General features: G+C 62.2%; 13 protein-coding genes. 4 read left to right on the top strand and 9 right to left on the bottom strand.

Features of this window, described 5'->3' with window-relative positions; translation table 11 throughout:
- Nucleotides 1–43 precede the first annotated feature (43 nt).
- The 9 genes from I6E42_RS08680 to aspS all read right to left on the bottom strand — a co-directional run bounded on the left by I6E42_RS08680 (nucleotide 44) and on the right by aspS (nucleotide 11,370).
- Nucleotides 44–1,534 carry a UDP-N-acetylmuramoyl-L-alanyl-D-glutamate--2,6-diaminopimelate ligase gene (locus tag I6E42_RS08680; protein WP_235371525.1) on the bottom strand — a complete coding sequence of 497 codons (1,491 nt, stop codon included), beginning with the start codon at nucleotides 1,532–1,534 and terminating at the stop codon, nucleotides 44–46.
- Between the two features lie 470 nt (nucleotides 1,535–2,004).
- Nucleotides 2,005–4,461, bottom strand: coding sequence for a penicillin-binding transpeptidase domain-containing protein (locus tag I6E42_RS08675; protein WP_235371524.1), 2,457 nt, complete (start codon nucleotides 4,459–4,461; stop codon nucleotides 2,005–2,007).
- 91 nt (nucleotides 4,462–4,552) lie between these two features.
- Nucleotides 4,553–5,116 (bottom strand): hypothetical protein, encoded by a 564-nt coding sequence (locus I6E42_RS08670; RefSeq protein ID WP_235371523.1) that lies wholly within the window; start codon nucleotides 5,114–5,116, stop codon nucleotides 4,553–4,555.
- 5 nt (nucleotides 5,117–5,121) lie between these two features.
- Entirely contained in the window at nucleotides 5,122–6,120 is a 999-nt protein-coding gene (rsmH, locus tag I6E42_RS08665) for a 16S rRNA (cytosine(1402)-N(4))-methyltransferase RsmH (protein WP_235371522.1), read from the bottom strand.
- A 1-nt stretch (nucleotide 6,121) separates the two neighbouring features.
- On the bottom strand, nucleotides 6,122–6,535 hold the full coding sequence (gene mraZ / locus I6E42_RS08660) for a division/cell wall cluster transcriptional repressor MraZ (protein ID WP_235371521.1): 414 nt from the start codon (nucleotides 6,533–6,535) through the stop codon (nucleotides 6,122–6,124).
- A gap of 286 nt (nucleotides 6,536–6,821) precedes the next feature.
- On the bottom strand, nucleotides 6,822–8,252 hold the full coding sequence (gene gatB, locus I6E42_RS08655; RefSeq protein WP_235371520.1) for an Asp-tRNA(Asn)/Glu-tRNA(Gln) amidotransferase subunit GatB: 1,431 nt from the start codon (nucleotides 8,250–8,252) through the stop codon (nucleotides 6,822–6,824).
- A gap of 1 nt (nucleotide 8,253) precedes the next feature.
- Nucleotides 8,254–9,726: an Asp-tRNA(Asn)/Glu-tRNA(Gln) amidotransferase subunit GatA gene (gatA, locus tag I6E42_RS08650; RefSeq protein ID WP_235371519.1), complete on the bottom strand. Its 1,473-nt coding sequence runs from the start codon at nucleotides 9,724–9,726 to the stop codon at nucleotides 8,254–8,256.
- Nucleotides 9,727–9,738: 12 nt separating this feature from the next.
- Nucleotides 9,739–10,026 (bottom strand): Asp-tRNA(Asn)/Glu-tRNA(Gln) amidotransferase subunit GatC, encoded by a 288-nt coding sequence (gatC, locus tag I6E42_RS08645; protein WP_235371518.1) that lies wholly within the window; start codon nucleotides 10,024–10,026, stop codon nucleotides 9,739–9,741.
- A 24-nt stretch (nucleotides 10,027–10,050) separates the two neighbouring features.
- A complete protein-coding gene (gene aspS, locus I6E42_RS08640; RefSeq protein ID WP_235371517.1) occupies nucleotides 10,051–11,370 on the bottom strand; it encodes an aspartate--tRNA(Asn) ligase in 1,320 nt (439 codons plus the stop codon).
- Between the two features lie 600 nt (nucleotides 11,371–11,970).
- Here aspS and I6E42_RS08635 point away from each other — a divergent pair.
- The 4 genes from I6E42_RS08635 (at nucleotide 11,971) to I6E42_RS08620 (ending at nucleotide 15,327) form a co-directional block, all read left to right on the top strand.
- Entirely contained in the window at nucleotides 11,971–12,549 is a 579-nt protein-coding gene (locus I6E42_RS08635; protein WP_235371516.1) for a UBA domain-containing protein, read from the top strand.
- 14 nt (nucleotides 12,550–12,563) lie between these two features.
- Nucleotides 12,564–13,238 (top strand): response regulator transcription factor, encoded by a 675-nt coding sequence (locus I6E42_RS08630; protein WP_235371515.1) that lies wholly within the window; start codon nucleotides 12,564–12,566, stop codon nucleotides 13,236–13,238.
- Between the two features lie 85 nt (nucleotides 13,239–13,323).
- Nucleotides 13,324–13,830 carry a flavodoxin domain-containing protein gene (locus I6E42_RS08625; RefSeq protein WP_235371514.1) on the top strand — a complete coding sequence of 169 codons (507 nt, stop codon included), beginning with the start codon at nucleotides 13,324–13,326 and terminating at the stop codon, nucleotides 13,828–13,830.
- 45 nt (nucleotides 13,831–13,875) lie between these two features.
- The gene (locus tag I6E42_RS08620) at nucleotides 13,876–15,327 is read left to right on the top strand and encodes a sensor histidine kinase (protein ID WP_235371513.1); all 1,452 of its coding nucleotides are present in this window, start codon (nucleotides 13,876–13,878) and stop codon (nucleotides 15,325–15,327) included.
- The last annotated feature ends 299 nt before the right edge of the window (nucleotides 15,328–15,626 follow it).

The following is a 15,626-nucleotide window of genomic DNA, read 5'->3' as shown; positions in this document are numbered from 1 at the left end:
CAGGTTTTCTTTCTCTTTTGCTGGCTGTGTTTGCGGCCTATTATTATACTATGCCCGCCGGGATATTTCCAGTCCTTTCTTGTCGTTCCGGGGCGGTTTCAAACCATTTTTTCACGATCTCCCGCTCGTCCATGGGGTACTGTACCCCGCGGATCTCCTGGTAAGTCTCATGTCCCTTTCCCGCCAGAACGATCACGTCCCCCGGACGTCCCTGGGCCAGCGCCCAGCCGATGGCGCGGGCCCGGTCGGGCTCCACATGGACCCGTTCCGGATCAGGCGTCATTCCCGTCAGAATGTCAGCGATAATGGCCTCCGGTTCCTCACTCCGGGGATTGTCGGAGGTGACCACCGCCAGGTCCGCCAGCTCCTGGACCACGCTCCCCATGATGGGGCGTTTGGTCCGGTCCCGGTCCCCGCCGCAGCCAAAGAGGCAGATGAGCCGCCCCGCTGTAAAATCCCGGGCGGTCATCAGAATATTTTCCAGGGCGTTGGGACTGTGGGCATAGTCGATGAGGACCGTGTAGGCCCGGGGGACGGGCACGATCTCCACCCGTCCCTTCACCCCGTGGACGCTGCGCAGAACGGCGGCCATGCTTGCCAGGTCTAACTCCAGGCACAGTCCTGCTGACAGGGCGGCCAGGGCGTTGTAGATGGAGAAGCCCCCGGGGATAGGTAGGTGCACCCGGGAAATATGGCCCAGAGTCACCGCCTCAAACTCCACATGGCTGGGGAACAGACGAATATTCCGGGCGGTCAGGTCCGCCTGGGCCCGGTTCTCCGAATAGGTGAACCCGGGACAGGGCAGCCGATCCAGATACCAGCGGCCCGCCTCATCATCCAGATTCAGCACCGCCCGGCGGCACTGGCGGAACAGCCGCCCCTTGGCCGCCCGGTACTCCTCCATGGTCCGGTGGTAGTCCAGGTGGTCCTGGGTCAGATTGGTGAACACCCCCACGTCGAAGGTGAGCCCCGCCGTCCGGTGCTGGACCAGGGCGTGGGAGGAGGCCTCCATCACCACATGAGTACAGCCCTCGTCGGCCATCCGGCGCAGGAGCGCCTGGAGCTCATAGCTCTCCGGGGTGGTGCGGTGGGCGGGCAGTTCCATTTGCCCCACCATGTTCCGGTTGGTGCCCACCAGGCCCACCTTGGTCCCAAGGGTACCCTCCAACATCTCCTTGATCAAGCTGCTGGTGGTGGTCTTGCCGTTGGTACCGGTGACGGCGATGAGGGTCATCCCGTCCCCCGGCCGGCCAAACCAGTTGGCCGAGACCAGGGCCAGGGCCAGCCGGCTGTCCTCCGTCACCAGCCAGGGTCCGGGACCGCCGGGCGGAGTCTGGCACAGGACCGCCGCCGCCCCCCGGTCCAGGGCTTGGCGAATATAACGGTGTCCGTCGGTCTTGTCTCCCGGCATAGCCACGAACAGAGCGCCGGGGACAAGGGTCCGGGTGTCATGGGATATGGAAGAAATTTCCATATCGAGATCAGGATGCTCCCCCCTGAGGGGGACGCCGGCCAAAAGGTCGCGCAGCTTCATGGGTGTCACCCCTCACGGGTGAGTTTCATTCTATCTAAGATTTGCGTCGCCGGGAATCGATACCGAATAATCCTGTATCGGTAAATTTTCGTTTATCAGCCTATGGGACCTAAAACCTATGTTATGTAGGCAAGGGCTCTGCCCTTGCCTTTCCAGGTATCCGAAATACTGAGAGAAATCTGCGCACTTGAAAACTTCGTCTGCGGGCGGGACGGGAGATGGGGATGTTTCGCCCCCGGGCGAGGTACTTTTGTAGAGATACAAAAGTACCCAAAAAATCTCCGGGCCTTCGGCCCTGGGTGGAGCGAACCGGAATCCGGATCGCCGCTGAATACTGGAGCCTGAGATTCCAAATCGTGCGGCGTGGTCCGTGACTGCGCTGATCCGCACCATTGTGTGCAGCTTGATTCAGCGGAAACCCGCACCGGTTCGTCCTACAGCGCACAGACTGCTGTCCTATAAACGAAAATTTATCCTGCGTTTACCGGGCCGTCCTCCACCATATTGGAGAATTGGACGTCGATGACGGTGCCAGTGGCCAGGGTCTCGCCGGCGGCGACACTCTGCCCCTCCGCGGTGGTGGAGTTGCCGTAGTAGGTGGACGCGCCGGAGGCCCGCATAAAGAACCCTGCCTCCTCCAGCTTTTTCCTGGCCGTCTCATAGCCCAGGCCCACCACGTCGGGCACCGTTCCGGTCTCCTCCGGGACGGCGCCGCCCAGGTACAGCACCACAGTGGAGCCGCCGGGGACCGAGGCGCCGGACGCCGGGACCTGGTGGGTGACGGTGTCGCCCTCCCCCACCACGCGGTACTTCAGGTTCTTCTCTGCCAGGGCCTTGGCCGCGTCAGTGACCGTTTTACCGGTGACCCGGGGGGTGGACACATCCACGGCGGCGGACTCCTCTTTGGTGTACTTCTTCTCCACCCCCATATAGTCCAGGATCTCTGCGATCAGGGGGCCGGCTTTTTTGGCGGCCATGTTGCCGCCGCTGATGTAGACGCCGGTGGTGGAATAGTTGCTGTGGGGAGACGCCACCTGGGGCCGGTCATAGGCCAGCAGGACGATGACCTCCGGGTCGTCGGCGGGGGCGAAGCCCATGAAGGACACCAGGGTGTGGTCCTGCTCCAGGCCTACCTCAGAGGAGCCGGTCTTGCCGCCGATGCGGTAGCCCGCCACATAGGCGTTGCCGCCAGTGCCGTCAGACACCACGCTCTCCAGGATCTTGGTGGCCCGCTGGCTGGTCTCCTGGCTCACCACCTGGCGGACCACGGTGGTCTCGGTGTTCTGCACCACAGTGCCGTCCTTGGTGCTGACGGACTGGACCACATAGGGCTGGACCAGGTTGCCTCCGTTGATGACGGCGGAAAAGGCAGTGATCATCTGGAGCGGGGTGACCTCAAAGCGCTGGCCGAAGGAAGCGGTTGCCAGGTTGACGTTGGTCATGGCGTCCCGGTCCCAGATGTTCTTGGCCAAGCTGGCCTCGCCGGGCAGGTCTATGCCTGTCTTCTCCTTCAGTCCGAAGGCCTCGAAGTAGTCATAGAACTTGTCGATGCCCAGCCGTTGGCCGATCATCATGAAGGCGGGGTTGCAGGAGTTCTGCACCGCCTCCGCCAGGGTCTGACTGCCGTGGCCCGGCGCTTTTTTAGAACAGGCGATGGGTTTGGGCCAGCCGGACACATTATAATAGCCGGGGCAGTAGAAGGTGTCGCTCTCCGTCACCACCCCTTCTTCCAGGGCGGCGGCCAACACCAGAGCTTTGAAGGTGGAGCCCGGCTCATACCGGGAGTCCACGGCCCGGCTGCGCCACTGGGTATTGACCGCGTTGGAGTAGGCCTGGGCCTGGGCCTTCTCGAAGAGCTCCGTCTCCGTCAGCCCCTCGGTGTTGTTGGCCTTCAGGCTGGCGAAAAGGGAGTTGGCCTCCTCCTCCATCTCCTTGAGAAGCAGGTCATCCACGATGGTGGAGTAGTTATTGGGGTCAAAATCCGGGGAACTGGCAATGGCCATGACGGCCCCGGTTTTGGGGTTCATGACGATGCAGAAGGCCCCCTCCCGGACGTCGAACTCCTTGATCCCCTCCTCCAGGGTCTTTTCCGCGTAGGACTGGATGGTGGCGTCGATGGTCAGGGTCAGGTCGTAGCCGTCGATGGCGTCGATGAACTCGGAATAGCTGTTGTACATCTGGGTGCCCCGGGCGGTCTTGGTGGTGACCACCCGTCCGGCGGTCCCCTCCAGCACATCATCGTAGGCCGCCTCGATGCCCACCGCGCCCCCTTCGGCGTTGACAAAGCCCAGGGCCTGGGCCGCCAGACTGGAGTAGGGGTAGTAGCGCCGGGTGCCCGGCTTCAAATAGAGGTAGTGGGTGGTCTTGTTCTCCGTGATATAGTTCCGGATGGCCTCCACGTCCTCCTCCTCGATCTTGGTCTTGATCTCCTTATAGGCCTTGGTGGTGTCCCGGACCTGGCTCTCCAGCCGCTCCTGGTCCAGACCGGGAAGCAGCTCCATCAGGTCCCGGATCAGTTTGTCCTGCTCCGCCTCCACCGCGGCGTTCCAGGCCGCCTCGTCGAACACCTTGGTCTCCTCGTCGGTGTAGTTCTTCTGGGGCACCCGGTCCTGGACCAGATCCCTGGGGGAGAGGATCAGATCGTACACCGTGGCCGACATGGCCAGCACGTTTCCGTTCCGGTCATAGATATTGCCCCGGCTGGCGGACACCGACAGGTCCAGCGTCTGCTGGTCGCTGGCCTTCTGCTGGTAGTCCTCGTGGTGGACGATGGCGATGTCCCACAGCTTCCAGATCAGCGGCACGAACAACAGCACGCCGCACACCACCATCAGGAACAGCGTCCGGCGGAGGATCACCCGTTTGGAGTGGGCGCCCCGGGGGGCGCCTCCCGTCCGGTCCCCGGCCCGCTCCTGTCTTTCCCGCATTTGAAATTCCCCCTTAGCGGTAGAAGGGCGCAAGAAAATTCCTTTCTTGCGCCCCTGAATGTTTCTTTCGTCGCTCAACTATATTGCCGGTTCACCGGAAATATTCTATAAACTCACCCAGAACCGCGCCCAGCTCCTTCACGGCGCTCACCAGACTGTTCTCTCCGGCCTGCTCGCCGTACACCACCACGGTGTCGGGCTCGGACAGGTCGATATAGACCACCTGGTCACTGGTGGGCCGGACCATGGTGTCTCCCACAGCTGCCTGGATGGTATCCATGTCAAACACCTTTTCGTACTGGGCGGACAGGGTGGCGTTCTCCTTCTGGAGGGAACTCATCTCGCTGCGCAGGGAGACCATCTCGCTGCTGAGGACGGTGTACTGGACATAGCTCAGCAGCAGCAGGGCGGCAAAGACCGCCACCGCCACAAATCCCACCACGGCGAAAGGGGCTACCTGCCCCGCCTCCCGGACCTGTACCTGGGCCCGGGTCAGTTCCTTCTGCCGCGCCCGCTCTCTGGTCCGGGGCTGGGGGACCCGCTGGAGTTCTTCCTCCCGGCGGGGAACGCGGACGGCGGAGCCGTCATAGGCGGGGGCGTAGGCTACGCTGCCATAGGTGTGGTATGCGGTTGTATTGCGTCGGCGGGCAGCCATGGCGCTCACTCCATTTCTCTCAGGTTTCCTTTATACGCCGGGACCGGCGGGGGGTCCTTCAACTTCTCCGCCACCCGCAGCTTGGCGCTCCGGGCCCGGGGGTTCTCCTCCACCTCCCGCTCCGTGGGGAGAATGGGCTTTTTGTTCACTAATTTCACGTCCGGAGTCTTGCCGCAGACACACACCGGAAAGTCCGGCGGACAGGTGCAGCCCTTGGCGAACTCCGCCAGGCCCGTTTTCACGATCCGGTCCTCCAGGGAATGGAAGGTGATGACGGCCAGCCGCCCTCCTTTATTCAGGCGGGGCACCGCCCCCCGGATCATCCGGTCCACCGAGGCCAGCTCGTCGTTGACCGCGATGCGGATGGCCTGGAAGCTGCGTTTGGCCGGGTGCTGCTTCTCCCTTAACGCCTTGGCAGGCATGGCGCTTTTGATGACCTCCACCAGCTCCAGGGTCGTTTCGACGGGCTTGTCCGCCCGGCGGCGGACGATGGCGGCGGCGATCTGGCCGGCACACCGCTCCTCCCCGTACTGGAACAGGATGCGGCGCAGCTCCTCCTGGCTCCAGGTGTTGACCACGTCGGCGGCGGTCAGTCCCTCGCTGCGGTCCATCCGCATGTCCAGGGGCGCGTCCGCCATGTAGGAGAAGCCCCGGGAGCCGTCGTCCAACTGGGGCGAGGACACCCCCAGGTCGAAAAGCATCCCGTCCACACCGCTCAGGCTCAGGTCGTTTAAAATGGCGTCGATCCGGTCGAAGTTGCTGTGGACCAGGGTGACCTTGTCCATCCAATCGGCCAGCCGGTCCTGCGCGGCGTCCAAAGCAGCCTGGTCCCGGTCCACGCAGATGAGCCGTCCGGTGGTGAGCCGCCTGGCGATCTCCCGGCTGTGGCCCGCCCGGCCCAGGGTGCCGTCCAGATAGATCCCGTCGGGCCGGATGTTCAGCGCCTCAATGCACTCGTCCAGCAGTACCGGACGGTGGGTGAAGGTTCCATTCGTTTCTGCCATATCAGAACCCCAGTTCCGCCATACAGGCGGCCATCTTTTCAGGCGTCATTTCTTCCTCCTGGGCGTTCCAGGTGTCGGCCGCCCAGATCTCCGCCCGGTCATTGACCCCGATAATGACGGCATCCTTCTCCAGTCCGGCGTACTTGCGCAGCTTTTGGGGAATGACGATGCGGCCCTGGGCGTCCAGTTCACATTTGGTGGCGTTGGCGAACAGGGGGCGCATAGCCTTGGACTGGCTCATGGGCAGAGAGGCAAATTTTTCGGTGAAGCGGTCCCAGGTGGACTGGGGATAAATGGCCAGACAGGCGTCCACGCCCATGGCCAGGTAGAAGGTCTCGCCCAGCTCCACCCGGAGCTTGGCAGGGATGAACAGACGGCCCTTGGCATCGATGCTGTGCTCGTACGTGCCAGTCATGCTGTCCACCTCTCCCCCACTTTAATTTCTTTTATGGGGATTTTACCCCACTTTGCCCCACCATGGTTTTAGTATAAGGGCTGTTGACATAAATTGCAAGAGTTTTTTTCGCAATTTGAAAAGAAAAAAACCGCCGATTTCCTGGAAAATCAGCGGTTTTTCGATATAAAACTAATGTTCTATTTAGTTTACACTTTCCGTTACGGCTCACAATATATATTTTTATTTCGCCTTCAAGTCGCAATATATTGTGTATCCGTTTTTTGTTGCCCCACAATCGGCGGACTCAGCCCTCCAATTTTTCCCGTACCGCCTGGTTGACGGCCTTGGGATCGGCCTTGCCCTTCAGTTCCTTCATGACCTGGCCCACCAAAAAGCCCATGACCTTCTGGTTGCCGGCCCGGTAATCGGCCACTGCGGATTCGTTGGCGGCAAAGACCTTCTCCACCACCTGGGCCACCAGTCCGGCGTCGTTGACCTGTTCCAGACCGTGGGTCTTCACATACTCCTCCGCGTCGGCGTTGTCCGGGAAGATGGCCCGGAAGACCTTGGCGGCGGTGTTGCGGTTGATCTTGCCGTCGGCAATCAGCTTGATGAGCTTGGCCAGGTTGGCGGGGGTCAGCTTCATGTCCTTGGGCTCCAGCTCCTCGTCCTTCAGCCGGCGCATCATGTCGCCCAGCATCCAGTTGGACACCTCCTTGGCGGGGGCCCCCAGGGCCACCGTCTCCTCGAAGAAGTCCACCAGGGCCTTCTGGCTGATGAGGATGCCCGCGTCATACTCGGGCAGGCCGTACTGTTCCTGATAGCGTGCCTTTCTGGCCTCCGCCATCTCGGGCTGCTCAGCCCGCAGCTGCTCCAGATACTCCTGGGACAGCTCCAGAGGCGGGATATCGGGCTCGGGGAAGTAGCGGTAGTCCTGGGCGTTCTCCTTGGAGCGCATGGAGAAGGTGGCGTCCTTGTTGTCGTCCCAGCGGCGGGTCTCCTGGACCACCCGCTTGCCCTCCTCGATCAGCTCGATCTGGCGGCGGGCCTCATACTCGATGGCCCGGGAGATGGCCTTGAAGGAGTTCAGGTTCTTCATCTCGGTGCGGGTGCCCAGCTCGGTGCTGCCGGCGGGGCGGACGGACAGGTTCACGTCGCAGCGGAGAGATCCCTCCTGCATCTTACAGTCGGACACCCCCAGGTACTCCAGGGTGGATTTCAGCTTCTCCAGGTAGGCGATGACCTCGTCGGCGGAGCGGAAATCGGGCTCGGTGACGATCTCGATCAGGGGCACGCCGCAGCGGTTGTAGTCGCACTTGGTCTGGTCGATCCAGGGGTCGTGGACCAGCTTGCCCGCGTCCTCCTCCATGTGCAGCTCATGGATGCGGATGTCCTTTTCCACCGACTCGGTCTTGATGGGCACCCGGCCGTTCCGGGCGATGGGCAGGTAGAGCTGGGACACCTGGTAGGCCTTGGGCAGGTCGGGGTAGAAGTAGTTCTTCCGGTCAAACTTGTTGTACCGGGTGATCTCGCAGTTCAGGGCCAGGCCGGCCTTGGCGGCGAACCGGACCACCTGCCGGTTGACCACAGGCAGGGTGCCGGGCATGCCGGTACACACGGGGCAGCAGTGGGTGTTGGGCGCGCCGCCGAACTCGGTGGTGCAGGAGCAAAATATCTTGGTCTTGGTGGCCAGCTCCACATGGGTCTCCAGACCGATGACAGTTTCCCAGGTCATATCAGCGCGCCTCCTTTCCTACGGGGGATTGTTTATGGTAGTCGGTATCCAGCTGGAAGGCGTGGGCGGCGTTCAGCACCTTGGCCTCCCCCAGGGCGGGGCCGATGAGCTGGGCCCCGATGGGCATGCCCTTGGAGTCGAAGCCGCAGGGCATGGACAGGCCGGGCAGGCCGGCCAGGTTCACCGACACGGTATAGATGTCGGACAGGTACATCTGCAAAGGATCAGACAGGCTCTCGCCGATTCTGGGGGCGGTGGTGGGGGCCACGGGGGTGAGCATCAGGTCGCACTTGCCGAAGGCGTCGTCAAAGGCCTGCTTGATGAGCCCCTTCACCTGGAGGGCCTTTTTATAGTAGGCGTCGTAGTAGCCGGAGGACAGCACGAAGGTGCCCAGCAGGATGCGGCGCTTCACCTCGGAGCCGAAGCCCTCGGTGCGGGTGCGGTTATATAGGTCGGTGAGATCCTCGTACCCCTCGGCCCGCCAGCCGTACTTGACCCCGTCGAACCGGGACAGGTTGGAGCTGGCCTCGGCGGCGGCGATGATATAGTAGGTGGGCACCACATACTCCATCACCGGGAAGGTGAACTCCACGATTTCCGCGCCCCGGGCGCGCAGCACGTCGGCCACGGCCAGCACGCTCTTTTTCACCTCGGGGTCCAGGCCGTCCCCGAAGCAGTCGGCGGGGATTCCGATCTTCATGCCCCGCACATCCCCGGTGAGACCGGCCAACAGGTTTCCGGCGGGGACGTCCAGGGAGGTGCCGTCCCGGGGGTCCTTGCCCATCACGGCGTCCAGGACGGCAGCGCAGTCGGCGGCGTCCCGGGCCAGGGGACCCATCTGGTCCAGGGAGGAGGCGTAGGCGATGAGGCCGTAGCGGGACACGGTACCGTAGGTGGGCTTGATGCCGGTGACGCCGCAGTAGGCGGCGGGCTGGCGGATGGAGCCGCCAGTGTCCGAGCCGATGGCGTACCAGCAGGAGCGGGCCGCCACCGCGGCGGCCGCGCCGCCGGAGGAACCGCCGGGCACCCGTCCGGCGTCCCAGGGGTTGTGGGTGGGACCATAAAAAGAGGTCTCGGTGGTGGAGCCCATGGCGAACTCGTCCATGTTCAGCTTGCCCAGGGAGACGGCCCCCAGGGCGTCCAGCTTCTCCACCAGGGTGGCGTTGTAGGGGGGTTCAAAACCCGTCAAAATCTTGGAGGCGCAGGTGGTGGACACGCCACGGGTACAGATGTTGTCCTTGATGCCCAGGGGCACGCCGGCCAGCGGGCCGGTCAGCTCCCCGGCGGCGATCTTTTTGCCCACTTCCTCGGCCCGCTGCAAAGCAGCCTCGGCGGTGAGGGCCACGAAGGCGTTGTCGGACTTGGTGGCCTCGATCTGCTCCAGGGCGGCCCTGGCGGCCTCCACGGGGCTGACCTCCCCCTTCCGGATGGCCGCGCCCAGCTGGAGGGCGGTCAGGTTCAAAATCTCTTTCATCGTCGCTCCTCCTTATTCCACCGTCTTGGGGACCAGGAAGGCTTCCTCGTCCGCCTTGGGGGCGTTTTTCAGCAGCTCGGCCCGGTCGAAGGAGGGGACCACCTCGTCCTCCCGCAGCACGTTTTTCACCGGGAACACGTGGCTCATTGGCTCCACGCTGCTGGTGTCCAGGGCGTTCAGGGTGTCCATATAGGCGATGATCTGCTCCAGCTCGCCCGTCATCTTCTCCTTCTCCTCCTCCGGCAGCTTCAGCCGGGAGAGGACGGAGATGTAATCGACCATTTCTGTCGTGATCTTCATAGCATTTGCTCCTTTCCTCCGCATTTAGGGCTCCAGCCGGTTCAAATCCCGGGGGAACAGGCTGGCGTAGCGCACGTTGTCCAGGCCGCACAGCCGGGCGGTGAGCCGCTCCAGGCCGATGCCCAGGCCGCCGTGGGGGGGCATGCCGTGCTTGTGGATCATCAGGTAGCTCTCAAACTCCTCGGGGTGCATCCCCTTGGACAGCATCTTCTCCACCTGGGCCTGGTAGTCGTGGATGCGCTGGCCGCCGGTGGTCACCTCCATGCCCCGGAACAGCAGGTCGAAGGACAGGGTGTAGCGGGGGTCGGCAGGGTCGTCCATGGCGTAAAAGGGGCGCTTCTTGGTGGGGTAGTGGGTGACGAACACGAAGTCGGCGCCATACTCCTCCTTGAAGTAGCGACCGATGTTGTGCTCCTCCTCGGGCTCCAGGTCGAAGGGGTCCCGGATGGGGCGGCCGTACTTCTCAGCGGCCAGCCGCTTGGCCTCGTCAAAGCGGACGGCAGGGATCTTATCCACCTCGGGCAGCTCCACGTCCAGCCGCTTGAGATCGTCGGCGTACTCGGCTTTCAGCAGCTCCATGGCGTATTTCAGGAAGCCGGCCTCCATGGCCATGATGTCCTCAAAGGAGTCGATATAGCCCATCTCGAAGTCCAGGGAGGTGTACTCGTTCAGGTGGCGCTGGGTGTTGTGCTTTTCAGCCCGGAAGACGGGGGCCACTTCAAAGACCCGCTCGAACACGCCCACCATGGTCTGCTTATAGAACTGGGGGGACTGGCCCAGGAAGGCCTTTCTTCCAAAGTAGTCCAGGCGGAAAATATTGCTGCCGCCCTCGGCTCCGGCGTGGACGATCTTAGGGGTGTGGATCTCGGTGAAGCCCTCCTTTGTCAGGTACTCCCGGAAGGCCCGGGACAGGCCCTCCTGGATCTTGAACACCGACCGCTCCCGCAGGTTGCGCAGCACCACCGGACGCAGGCCCAACTCGGTGTCCAGATTCAGGTTCAGCTTCCACTTGGACACAGGGACCGGCATGGCCTCGGCGGGACGGGACAGGATCTGAAGGGACTCCATCGCCAGTTCCCGGCCACCGGGAGCCCGTTCCTCTCTCCGGAGGGCGCCGGTCACGGCGATCGTGCACTCCTCCGTCAGCCCCTCGGGCAGGCCCTCAGGCCCGCAGACGCACTGGAGAACGCCGTCCCGCAGGCGCAGGGTGATGAAGTCGATGCCGCCCAGCTCCCGCAGGGCATGGACCGCGCCCTTGACGGTGACGGTCTGTCCATCCAGCGCGCCGGAGGCGATCTCAGATGCAGTAATGGCGGTTTTCTGTGTTCCGGTGACAAATTCCATGGTTTTCACATTCCTTTCTGCCTTGGATACGTCCCCGGAACAAAAAACGTCCCGGGTCGTATCAACAATACGACCCGGGACGAAATCATCGTTTCCATGATTCCGCGGTACCACCCGCGTTGCTCCTCCAACAAGGAACCTCTTTCGAGCCCCGGTAACGTGGGGAAGACGGACAGCCCTCAAGCGGAATGCTTCGAACTGTCAGCTCGGAAGTGTTGCGCGTCTCCGTCTTTCCCAACCGGGCTTTCAGCACAGTGGCCCGGTCTCTCTGTTGGACGCCGTGGAGCGCGGTCTTCGTCGGCGCTTTTGAAATATTATGGACGGATTATACGTCCCCCATTCCCGTTTGTCAAGAGAAAATTTTTCTGTATTTCAGTGTGCTAACGAGGTGAATTTTCACGTTGAAAGTTTGTCTTTTTTTGCGGCGGCAGGCATGCTATACTGTGGGCAGGGGAATAACGCCCGCCCCGCGCGGGGTTTGGTTCCCATGGGCAAACAAATACTTAATGCAATTTTAATGATCGGTAAAATTTCTTTCAAGCCGGTCGTGGTACCCTGAGGCTGACCATCAGGAGCCGACCGGGCGAAAGGAGCCATTTTATGGAGATCACATTGGAACAGGTGGAGCGTCTGCGGGAAAAGGCCGACGTCAGCTACGCCCAGGCCAAGGAGGCACTGGAGTACAGCGGCGGCAATCTGCTGGACGCCCTGATCTACCTGGAGGAGAAAGGGGCCATCCCCCGTCCCGAGGAGGCTTATTACTCCACCCGGGGCGAACATACCGCCGCAGCTCAGGAAAACCAAGCCGACGTTCTGCCGCAGCCCCTCCCAGAAGAAAAAAAAGCGCGTCCCAGAATGAATATTTTCAGCCGCATCCGCTATTTGTTGCTGGACAACGAATTGGAGATCTGGCGGAAGGACCAGCCGGTCACCGCCCTGCCGGTGCTCATCCTGATCCTGCTGCTGGTCTTCGCCCTCTATGTGACGCTGCCTCTGTTGATATTGGGGCTTTTCTTCGGCTTCCGTTACCGGTTTTCCGGCCCAGACCTGGAGCGGGACGGCATCAACAACATGATGGGAAATGTGGCGGACGGAGCTGCCGACCTGGGCCGGCAGGTCATGGACGAGCTGCGCAGCCAGCATGACAAATACACCCGGAACAAAAAAGACGGTCAGTGATGAGGTGAAGGGATATGGGAGAACGGATCCTTTTGGTGGAAGACGAGGAAAAATTGGCCCGTATGGTGGAGATGGAGCTGAAGTATGAGGGCTACCGGGTGGAAAAGGCCTTTGACGGCCGCACCGGTCTGGAGTGGGCCCGGTCCGGGGAGTTCGACCTGGTGCTGCTGGACATCATGCTGCCCCAGCTGTCGGGGATGGAGGTGCTGCGCCGCCTGCGGAAGGAGAGCCAGCTCCCCGTCATCATGCTCACCGCCCGGGACAGCGTCATGGACAAGGTGTCCGGCCTGGATTCCGGAGCGGATGACTACATCACCAAACCCTTCGCCATCGAGGAGCTGTTGGCCCGGATCCGGGCCGCCCTGCGGAACCACGGCGGGCACGACAGCCAGGTCCTCACCGCAGGCGAGTTGTCCATGGATATTGATCGCCACCGGGTCACTGTCAGGGGCCAGGAGGTGGAATTGACAAAGAAAGAATTCGACCTGCTGTGCCACCTGCTGGAAAACAAGGGCCGGGTCCTGACCCGGGAAGCCCTGCTGGACAGCGTGTGGGGCTTTGACTTCGTGGGAGAAACCAATTCTGTAGATGTGTACATCCGCTTTTTGCGCAGCAAGATCGACGAGGCCTTCGGCATCAAACTGATTCATACCGTCCGTGGCGTGGGATATGTGATCAAAGACGAATAATGCCGCGTTTGGCTGCCGTGAGCCGGCAAGCCGGACTTTGCCTCGCACTCTCACAAATATAACAACACAAAAGGAGCGGTCCACAGTGGTCATTGTTTACAAATCCAACACCGGATTCACCAAAGAGTACGCCGAGATGCTGTCCAAGGCGGAGAAGCTGAAGCTCTATGAGCTGGACCAGGCCCAGGAGAAGCTGGGCCTCGAAGACGAAGTGCTGTTCATGGGTCCGCTGATGGCCGGACACATCCAGGGGATCGACCAGGCGGTCAAACATTTTACTGTCAAGGCGGCCTGCGGCGTAGGTATGACCCCGCCCGGGTCCCAGGCCCTATCCACCCTGAGCAAGGCCAACTATGTACCCAATGCGCCTATCTTCTATCTCCAGGGCGGGTATGCCCCCAAAAAGGTGGGTTGGCTGAAGCGGCGTATGGTGAACATGGCCACCCGGTCTGACCGCGAGGCGCTCCAGGACAAGGGTAGCCGCCGCACCCCGGAGGAGCAGGCCCAGCTGGACATGTACTTGAAGGGCGGCAGCTTTGTGGCCTATCAGAATCTGGACACGATTCGGAAGTGGCTGAGGGAGCAGGGCTGAGCGGCAGCTTCTTCCCTGGAAAAAGCTTGGAAGGAGGGAGTATCTGTGGTCAAAAAAAACCGGTTTCGAAACCCGCCCCCGGCGGACCCCATCACCGCGGCCCGGGACTCCTCCCTGGTCTTCCGGCTGAACAGCGGTTTTTTCCTGCGGCAGCTGGGGATCTTTCTGGTCATGGACCTGCTGCTGGTGCTGATGGCGCTGGTGGGCCTGGTCTTTTATGCCGAGAACCGCTGCGCCGATGTGGCCGCCCTTGTGGCGGAGCGCGGAGTGCCCACCGCCGACGCCATCCCCTGGATGGAGGCCAGCGACTATACCATCGCTCCCCTGGACAGGGCGCCGGAGGGCTATGAGCTGTCGGCCTTCTCCTGGCTTCCCCTGCGGGATGAGACCAAAGACGGCCTGCGCAGCTGGAACTTGAGCAGCTACTACACCGTGGAGCTGCCAAACGGCGGGCGTCCCTACGCCGTCAGGGTGGAGCTGGCCGGGATCTTCCGGACTTTGTACTGGGCGGGCATGGCTCTGCTGGTCTGCCAGGGGCTGTCCCTGCTGACCAACCTGTTCCGAAACAACCGAGCCATCCGCAAGGTGCTGCGGCCCATCCAGGACCTGGCCGCCACCGCCTCCCGCCTCAACTCCATGACACACATGTCACGGCGGGAGCTGGAAAACCTGGCGGGAGAGTTGGATAAGATCAACGCCAAGCACCTGGACAGCCGCATCGATCTTCTGGCCACCCAGAAGGAGCTGCGGGGCGTGGCCCAGGCCATCAACGACATGCTGGACCGGGTGAACCGGGCGTACACCGCGCAGATGCGTTTTGTCTCCGACGCCAGCCACGAGCTGCGCACCCCCATCGCCGTCATCCAGGGCTACGCCGCCCTGCTGGACCGCTGGGGCAAGTCAGACCCGGAAGCCCTTCAGGAGTCCATCGATGCCATCCGGTCTGAGGCCGCGGCCATGGAACGGCTGGTGGAACAGCTGCTTTTCTTGGCCCGGGGCGACAACGACTCCCAGCCGGTGAAAAAGGAACGGCTGGACCTGACCCGGCTGGCCGGCGAGGTGCTCCGGGAGGAGGAGATGATCCATCCCGACCGGCTGTTCCTGCCCCGGTGGGGTGAGGAACCGGTGACGGTGTTCGCAGACCCCGGCCTGATGAAGCAGCTGATGCGGGTGCTGATGGACAACAGCGTGAAATACAGCAGCCAAGGGGATAAGGTCTACCTGCGGGTGACAGTAAACCAGGGCTATGCCCGGGTCACCGTTCAGGATGAGGGAATGGGCATCCCCCCCGAGGGGATCCCCCACATTTTCGAGCGGTTTTACCGCGCCGACCAGTCCCGGGACCGCAAGACCGGCGGCACCGGCCTGGGTTTATCCATCGCCAAGTGGATCGTAGACCGCCACGGCGGTTGGTTCGAGGTGGTGTCCCGGGTGGATGTGGGCACTCGGATCACGTTTGTGCTGCCGCTGTGTGAAGAACCGGACGAACGGGGTTAGTCCTTTATCCATTTTAGTTTATGGGGCAGCAATGATACGCTCTGTATGAGTGGTTGCCGATGAATCAAGCTGTGCTGTGGAGCGGGCCAGCGCAGTCCAGGACCACGCCGCACAGTTGTGAAACCCAGGCGCAGGATTCAGCGGCTGTCCCAATCCAAGTTTCCCCGACCCAGGGCCGAAGGCCCGGAAGGCGGGGCAGCAAAACCAGGGGATGGGCGCCGGATGCGAGGCAGACCTTTTTGTAGGACGCCCCTGGGGGGCCGGGGCCCCGGAGATTTTTGGGGTACTTTTGTATCTCT

Source organism: Pseudoflavonifractor phocaeensis (assembly GCF_021531815.1).
Classification (GTDB): Bacteria; Bacillota; Clostridia; order Oscillospirales; family Oscillospiraceae; genus Lawsonibacter; species Lawsonibacter phocaeensis_A.
Note: the sequence above shows the minus strand (reverse complement) of the source record. Positions and strands in the feature narration are given on the sequence as shown.